Origin of the sequence: Burkholderia sp. HMSC10F09 (assembly GCF_001806955.1) — a bacterium.
Classification (GTDB): domain Bacteria; phylum Pseudomonadota; class Gammaproteobacteria; order Burkholderiales; family Burkholderiaceae; genus Burkholderia; species Burkholderia multivorans.
Map to the genome: position 1 here is coordinate 1 of NZ_KV786579.1, position 7,701 is coordinate 7,701.

Annotated in this window: 5 protein-coding genes and 1 tRNA gene; 3 read left to right on the top strand and 3 right to left on the bottom strand. The window is 68.0% G+C overall.

Going from position 1 to position 7,701, the window contains the following annotated elements:
- Positions 1-200: 200 nt before the first annotated feature.
- On the top strand, positions 201-2,288 hold the full coding sequence (locus HMPREF3115_RS05580; RefSeq protein ID WP_070553656.1) for a M3 family metallopeptidase: 2,088 nt from the start codon (positions 201-203) through the stop codon (positions 2,286-2,288).
- 51 nt (positions 2,289-2,339) lie between these two features.
- Here the strand turns inward: HMPREF3115_RS05580 and dinB are convergent, their stop codons facing one another.
- Positions 2,340-3,506 (bottom strand): DNA polymerase IV, encoded by a 1,167-nt coding sequence (dinB, locus tag HMPREF3115_RS05585; RefSeq protein ID WP_070553663.1) that lies wholly within the window; start codon positions 3,504-3,506, stop codon positions 2,340-2,342.
- 174 nt (positions 3,507-3,680) lie between these two features.
- Here dinB and HMPREF3115_RS05590 point away from each other — a divergent pair, with 174 nt between their 5' ends.
- Positions 3,681-4,373: an aspartate/glutamate racemase family protein gene (locus tag HMPREF3115_RS05590; RefSeq protein WP_053297045.1), complete on the top strand. Its 693-nt coding sequence runs from the start codon at positions 3,681-3,683 to the stop codon at positions 4,371-4,373.
- A 107-nt stretch (positions 4,374-4,480) separates the two neighbouring features.
- Here HMPREF3115_RS05590 and HMPREF3115_RS05595 read toward each other — a convergent pair.
- A tRNA-Met gene (locus HMPREF3115_RS05595) sits at positions 4,481-4,557 on the bottom strand.
- A gap of 152 nt (positions 4,558-4,709) precedes the next feature.
- Here HMPREF3115_RS05595 and xth point away from each other — a divergent pair.
- Complete coding sequence (gene xth / locus HMPREF3115_RS05600; protein ID WP_070553658.1) at positions 4,710-5,486, top strand: exodeoxyribonuclease III; 777 nt, start codon at positions 4,710-4,712, stop codon at positions 5,484-5,486.
- A 45-nt stretch (positions 5,487-5,531) separates the two neighbouring features.
- On the opposite strand, the gene HMPREF3115_RS05605 is transcribed toward xth, so the two are convergent.
- Positions 5,532-7,631: a prolyl oligopeptidase family serine peptidase gene (locus tag HMPREF3115_RS05605; protein WP_200053119.1), complete on the bottom strand. Its 2,100-nt coding sequence runs from the start codon at positions 7,629-7,631 to the stop codon at positions 5,532-5,534.
- Between the last annotated feature and the right edge of the window lie 70 nt (positions 7,632-7,701).

Sequence of the window (7,701 nt, forward strand, 5' to 3'; positions counted from 1 at the left end):
CGGCGTACGGCGCATACGCGAGGCCGCGCGCCTCGCCCATTGCGCAGTGCGTACGCGCCGCGCATCCGACCCTGCGTCAATCGCGCCGTTAGAAACTAACGATTGGAAAGCGCGCGACGCGCCCCAATAATGTCGGTATCGGCGCGCCTCGCGCCTCACCGTTTTCATCCCGGTTCATCCGGCAACAGACAGGGAGTCTTATGTCCGACAGCGCCCACACCAATCCGCTCCTCGATTTCTCCGGCCTGCCCCGCTTCGGCGAGATTCGCCCCGAACACATGACGCCCGCGCTCGACGCACTGCTCGATGCCGCCAATCGAGCGGTCGAAACCGCGAGCGCGCCGGCGACGCCCGCAACCTGGGCCGACGTCGTCGAAACGGTCGAGCGTGCGACCGAGCCGCTCGGCCGCGCATGGGGTATCGTCGGCCACCTGAACGCGGTCGCCGATACGCCCGAGCTGCGCGCCGCGTACGGCGAAAACCTGCCGCGCGTGACCGAGTTCTGGTCGAGCGTCGGCCAGAATCTCGCGCTCTACGACAAGTACAAGGCGATCGCGGCCGGCGCCGAATATGCGACGCTGTCCGCCGAGCGCAAGAAGATCCTCGACAACGCGCTGCGCGACTTCCGCCTGTCGGGCGCCGAGCTGCCCGAAGACCGGAAGCCGCGTTTCGCGGAACTGCAGGAGCAGCAGGCCGCGCTCGCGAAGGCGTTCTCCGATCACGTGCTCGACGCGACGAACGCGTATGCGTACTTCGCGCACGACGAAGCCGAACTGGCCGGCCTGCCGGGCGACGCGATCGAAGCCGCGCGCGAAGCGGCGCAGAAGGACGGCAAGGAAGGCTGGAAATTCACGCTGCACTTTCCCTCGTATTTCCCGGTGCTGCAGTACGCGGACAACCGCGCGATGCGCGAGGCGCTGTACCGCGCGTATGCGACGCGCGCCTCGGAACTCGGCCCGCAGTACGGCGGCGGCAAGGCCGAATGGGACAACACCGCGATCGTCGCCGACGAACTGAAGCTGCGCCGCGAAGAGGCGCAGATGCTCGGCTACCGTAACTTCGCCGAAGTTTCGCTCGCGCCGAAGATGGCCGAGTCGCCGCAGCAGGTGATCGCGTTCCTCGAGGATCTCGCGACGCGCGCGCGTCCGCACGCGGAAAAGGACTGGGACGAGCTGCGCGCGTTCGCCTCGAAGGAACTCGGCCTCAGCGAACTCGCGCCGTGGGACGTCGCGTACGCGGCCGAGAAGCTGCGCCAGCAGCGCTATGCGTTCTCGGAAAACGAGGTCAAGCAGTACTTCCCGGAACCGGCCGTGCTGAAGGGGCTGTTCACCGTGACGGAGACGCTGTTCGGCGTGCAGATCAAGCCGGACGATGCGCCGGTCTGGCACAAGGACGTGCGCTTTTTCCGCGTCGAAAACCGCGACGGCTCCCTCGTCGCGCAGTTCTATCTCGATCTGTACGCACGCGAAGGCAAGCGCGGCGGTGCGTGGATGGACGACGCGCGTTCGCGCGCGAAGCGCGGCGACGGCGTGCAGACACCGGTCGCGTATCTGACCTGCAACTTCTCCGCGCCGGTCGGCGGCAAGCCCGCCTGCTTCACGCACGACGAAGTGATCACGCTGTTCCACGAATTCGGCCACGGGCTGCATCACATGCTCACGCGCGTCGACGAGCTCGGCGTGTCCGGCATCAACGGCGTCGAATGGGATGCGGTCGAGCTGCCGTCGCAGTTCATGGAGAACTTCTGCTGGGAATGGGACGTGCTGTCGTCGATGTCGTCGCACGTCGATACAGGCGCGTCGCTGCCGCGCGCGCTGTTCGACAAGATGATCGCCGCGAAGAACTTCCAGAGCGGGCTCGGCACGCTGCGCCAGATCGTGTTCTCGATGTTCGACATGCTGCTGCACGTCGATTTCGATCCGGCCGGCGCGCTCGCCGTGAACGACTTTGCGCGCGACATCAACGAGCGCTATCACGTGATCCCGCAGGCACCGTTCTCGCGCTGGCCGAACACGTTCAGCCACATCTTCGCGGGCGGCTACGCGGCCGGCTACTACAGCTACAAGTGGGCCGAAGTGCTGTCCGCCGACGCGTATGCGGCGTTCGAGGAAGCGGCCGCCGCGAACGGCAGCGTGCTCGATGCGGCAACCGGCACCCGCTATCGCCGCGAAATCCTCGAGGTCGGCGGCAGCCGCCCGGCAATGGATTCGTTCAAGGCATTCCGCGGCCGCGAGCCGAAGATCGACGCGCTGCTGCGTCATAACGGGATGGCCGCGCCCGCGCACTGACGGGCCGCGCCGCGTCGCCCCCGCACAGGCACCGCTTCGGCGGTGCCTTTTTCATTGCACGCGCGATTCGTCGTCGAACAGCGAGAACTGCCCGTGGCGCTCGGGCGTGTTTTCGTCGATGCGCACGCCGACGCCGAGCAGCCGCACCGCCTGCGCGCGCCGCAGCAGCCCTTTCGCGAGCAGCGCGACGGCCGTATCGGCATTCGTGGCGTCGGCCACGCATTCGACCGTCGTGCGCTGAAAATCCGCGAAGCGGATCTTCACGTACAGCTTGCGGATCGCACGTGCGGCGCCTGCGCGGGCGATCCGCGCATCGAGCTGCACGACGAGCCGGCGGATCTCGTCCGCGCACTGCTCGAGGGTGGTCAGATCGGTCACGTAGGTCGTCTCGACGCTGACCGACTTGCGCTCCTGATCGGCCTGCACCGGCCGTTCGTCGATCCCGCGCGCGAGCTCGTACAGCCGCCGACCGAATGCGCCGAACTCGCGATGCAGATCGATCAGCGACCAGGTCCGCAGCTGCGCGCAGGTCTGGATTCCGAGCCGGTCGAGCCGCGTGGCCGTGACCTTGCCGACGCCGTGCAGCTTGCGCACCGGCAGCGCGGCGACGAAGGCGTCGACTTCGTGCGGCCGCACGACGAATAGACCGTCGGGCTTGTTCCAGTCGGAGGCGATCTTCGCGATGAACTTGTTCGGCGCGACGCCGGCCGACACCGTCACGCCGACCGTCTCGTACACGCGCTGCCGGATCTCGCGCGCGATCAGCGTCGCGCTCCCCTGACAGCGCTCGGAGCGACTCACGTCGAGATAGGCTTCGTCGAGCGACAGCGGTTCGACGTCGGCGGTGTAGTCGCGGTAGATCGCCATGATCTGCCGCGATGCGGTGCGGTACTTGTCCATCGCGCTCGGCAGGATCAGCAGATCCGGACACTTGCGCATCGCCAGCGCCGACGACATCGCCGAGTGCACGCCATAGCGCCGCGCCTCGTAATTGCACGTCGCGATTACGCCGCGCTGGTCGGGCCGGCCGCCGACCGCGAGCGGACGATTGCGCAACGACGGATCGTCGCGCATCTCGACCGATGCGTAAAAGCAGTCGCAATCGCAGTGGATGATCTTGCGCACGCGCGGCGGTGCGTCGCCGTCGGGCGGCGGCTCGCGCGGATCGGAAGACGGAATGGCGGACGGATTCACGGTGCCGATACTGTACAAAAACACAGTGGGCGTTTCAACCGCCGCGTGAGGCAGGCGCGGACCGCCGTCGTGCGCTGCCCTGCCGCGCGCCGCCGTCTCGCACTGCGCCGTACCGGCCGGCTTTGCGCGAAGCGTACCGCCGCGCACGCGCACCGGCCCCTATACTCGACTGCGACCATACGAACCAAAGGGCAACGGATGAAGACGATCGGACTGATCGGCGGAATGAGCTGGGAATCGTCGGCCGAATACTACCGGCTGATCAATCGCCATTCGAAAGCGCTGCACGGCGGTCATCACAACGCGAAGAGCGTGCTCGTGACCGTCGATTTCGCGGAGATCGAGGCGCTGCAGCGCGCGCACGACTGGCCTGCGCTCGGCGAACGGATGGCCGACGCCGCGCGGCAGCTCGAAGCGGCCGGCGCCGATCTCGTCGTGCTGACGACCAACACGATGCATCGCGTGCACGACGCGATCGAAGCGGCCGTCACACTGCCGTTCCTGCATATCGCCGATCCGACCGGCGCCGCGCTGCGCGACGCGGGCGTCGAGCGCGTCGCGCTGCTCGGCACGCGCTATACGATGGAACTGCCGTTCTACGCGCAGCGGCTGCGCGAGCGGTTCGGCATCGACGTGCTCGTGCCCGACGAACGCGAGCGCGCCGACGTGCACCGGATCATCTACGACGAGCTGTGCCACGGCATCGTCGCGCGCGAGTCGCGCGGCACGTACGTGCGGATCATCGAATCGCTCGCGCAACGCGGCGCGCAGGCGGTGATTCTCGGCTGCACGGAAATCACACTGCTGATCGGCGCCGACGATTCGCCGCTGCCGGTGTTCGACACGACGGCACTGCACGCCAAGGCGGCCGTCGAATGGGCCGCGCGCTGACGCAACGACGCGAAGCGAACGCCCAAAACAAAAAACCCGGCACGGGGCCGGGTTCCTGTCGACGAAGCGCGCATCGGTCACTTGCGCTGCACATCGTCTGGTGTGCTTGGTTGCGGGGGTAGGATTTGAACCTACGACCTTCGGGTTATGAGCCCGACGAGCTGCCAGACTGCTCCACCCCGCGTCAGAGAAATAAATTATAGGGTGGTTAAGCACTTACGTCAACACTTTTGTCATATTCGCACTTAATGCATCGCGGCGCTTCGCGCGTTCCTGCCCCGTGCTCGCGGTAAGATGGCGGCCTTTGCATTGATCCGCACGCGCGCTTCCCCGTTCATGAAAATTGCCACCTGGAACGTCAACTCGCTCAACGTCCGCAAGCAGCACGTGCTCGACTGGCTCGCGCAAAGCGCCGTCGACGTACTGTGCCTGCAGGAACTCAAACTGCCGGACGAGAAATTTCCGCGCGCCGATCTCGAGGCGGCCGGCTATCGCAGCTGGTTCGCCGGCCAGAAGACCTACAACGGCGTCGCGATTCTCGCGCGCGACACGCTGCCGTTCGACGAATCGGACGTCGTGCGCAATATTCCGGGCTTCGAGGACACGCAGCAGCGCGTGATCGCCGTCACGATCGACGGTGTGCGGATCGTGTCCGCCTACTTCCCGAACGGTCAGGCGGTCGGCTCCGACAAATTCCTGTACAAGATGCAGTGGCTCGACGCGCTGCACGCGTGGCTGCGCACCGAGATGCAGCGCTACCCGAAGCTCGCGCTGCTCGGCGACTACAACATCGCGCCCGAAGATCGCGACGTGCACGATCCGGCGAAATGGGAAGGCGAGAACCTCGTGTCGCCGCAGGAGCGCGCGCACTTCGCGAAGCTGATCGAGCTCGGCTTCGTCGATGCGTTCCGCCGCTTCGAGCAGCCCGAGAAGACTTTCACGTGGTGGGACTACCGGATGTTCGCGTTCCGCCGCAACGCCGGGCTGCGCATCGACCACATCCTGCTGTCGCCGTCGCTCGCGGGCAGCTGCACGTCGTGCGAAGTCGATCGCGTGCCGCGCACGTGGGAGCAGCCGTCCGACCATACGCCGGTCGTCGCGGTCCTCGGCTGACGCCGCCGCCCTGCCGCTGCTGCCCTGCTCCTGCCCCACGTGCCCTCAGCCGCGCGCGGGCGCGGGCCCGAGATGGGCCCACAGAAAGCCGAATTCCGCCGCGTCGGATTCGGCGCGCTCCAGATCGTCGGCGCTGCCGTGACCGCCGTCGGTGTTCTCCCAGTACCACACGTTGCGATGACCGAGCGCCTGCATGCGCGCGGCCATCTTGCGCGCGTGCGCCGGATGCACGCGGTCGTCGCGCGTCGACGTCGTCAGCAGCAGCGGCGGATACGCGACGCCGTCGCGCACGCGGTGATACGGCGAATACGCGGCGAGCGCCGCGCCTTCGTCCGGATCGTCCGGGTCGCCGTATTCGTCGAGCCACGCGGCACCCGCATGCAGCTTCGGATAGCGCCGCATATCGAGCAGCGGCACGCGGCACAGCACGGCGCCGAACAGCGCCGGGCGCTGCACCATGCATGCGGCGACCAGCAGCCCGCCGTTGCTGCCGCCTTCGATGCCGAGCTGCGCGGCCGTCGTCACGCCGGTCGCGATCAGGTCCTCCGCGACCGCGATGAAATCGTCGAACGAACGCTGGCGATGTTCGCGCTGTGCGTCGACGTGCCAGCGCGGCCCGAATTCGCCGCCGCCGCGGATGTGCGCGAACGCCGCGACGCCGCCGCGCTCGAGCCACCCGATGCCGAGCGCGTCGCTGTAGCCGGGCAGGTTCGGCAGCGCGAAGCCGCCGTAGCCGGACAGCAGGCACGGCCGCGCGACGCGCGTAGCGCCGTCGAGCGCATCGCGCGGGCCGATCAGCGTGTACGGCACGCGCGTGCCGTCGCGCGAGCGTGCGCTCGCGCGACGCACGACGAGCCCGGCCGCATCGAACTGCACCGGCGGACGATCGAGCAGCACGCGCCGCGACGCGGCATCCGTCGCGCGGTCGGCTAGATCGGCGAGCCAGCATTCGGGCGGATCGAGATAGGTATCGACGTCCACGTAGACGTCGTCGTTCAGCGTCGGCTCGACGGGCTCGACGTCGATCTGCGCGTCACCCGGCCAATCGAGCGGCCGCGCATCCCAGGTCCACGTACCGTCGGCCGACTGCCGCGGCTCCCATAGCAGCGTGCGGTTGTGCACGTCGTCGAGCCAGCTCGCGATCAGCGTGTGGCGCGTATGCGTCCACGTGCAGGCGGACGTCGACGGCTGCGGCTCGAACAGCGTCGTGAACGCGCGCGAACCTTCGAGGAACGCGCGCTCGCGGATCGCGAGCAACGACCCGCCCGCATGACGCACGCCGTCGCAGTCCCAGTCGAGCCGCGGCTCCAGCACGAGCCAGCCTTCCCAGAAGCCGACCTCGACGTGCGTCGGCACGTCGTAGCGCGCCCACTCGCCCGCCTCGGTCAGCCGGTAGGTATGCGCGTCGAAGAAGTCGACGCTGCGCCACGCGACGTGACGACCGTCGATCGGATCGAACCACGCACCGGCGCTGATGTCGTCCGGTTCGCCGCGAAACACGACCGGCGCCTTTGCGAGCGGCGTGCCGCGCACCCAGCGCCGCACGTCGTACGGATAGCCGGCTGCGGTCGAATGCGCGTCGCCGCGATCCCAGCTCACGTACACCGTATCGCGATCGATCCAGCCGACCGTGTGATGGCCCGGCACGTCGATCGTGAAGCCGTCGTCGACGAAGCGCCGCAGCACGAGATCGAACTCCCGGACGACGACCGCATCCGCGCCGCCCGGCGACAGCGACAGCAATGCGCGATCGCCGTCCGGATACAGGATCGCGTCCTGCTCGAACACCCACGATTCGCCTTCGGCCGCACCGAGCGCATCGACGTCGAGCAGCGTCTCCCATTCGGCGCGGCCCGCACGCCAGTCGTCCCAGCGCGCGCGACGCCAGAGCCCCTTCGGATGCAGATCGTCCTGCCACAGGTCGTAGGCCCAGTCGCGCCAGCGCGTCGGAATGACCGGCCGTTCACGCGGCAGATACGCGCGTGCGAGCCGTGCGGCGAGCGCGCGATACGCGTCGTTGTCGCGCAGCGCGGCGCGCGTGCGCGCGTTCTGTTCGTCGACCCACGCGCGAGCGCGAGCGCTGTCGAGCGCTTCGAGAAAACGGAAGGGATCGGCCGCAGCGGGCCAGCGGAAGGAATCGGACATGACGGAATCGCGCGCGCAACACAAAGCGCGATTATGTCCGATCGCGGCATGCGCGGCGCCGCGCATGCCG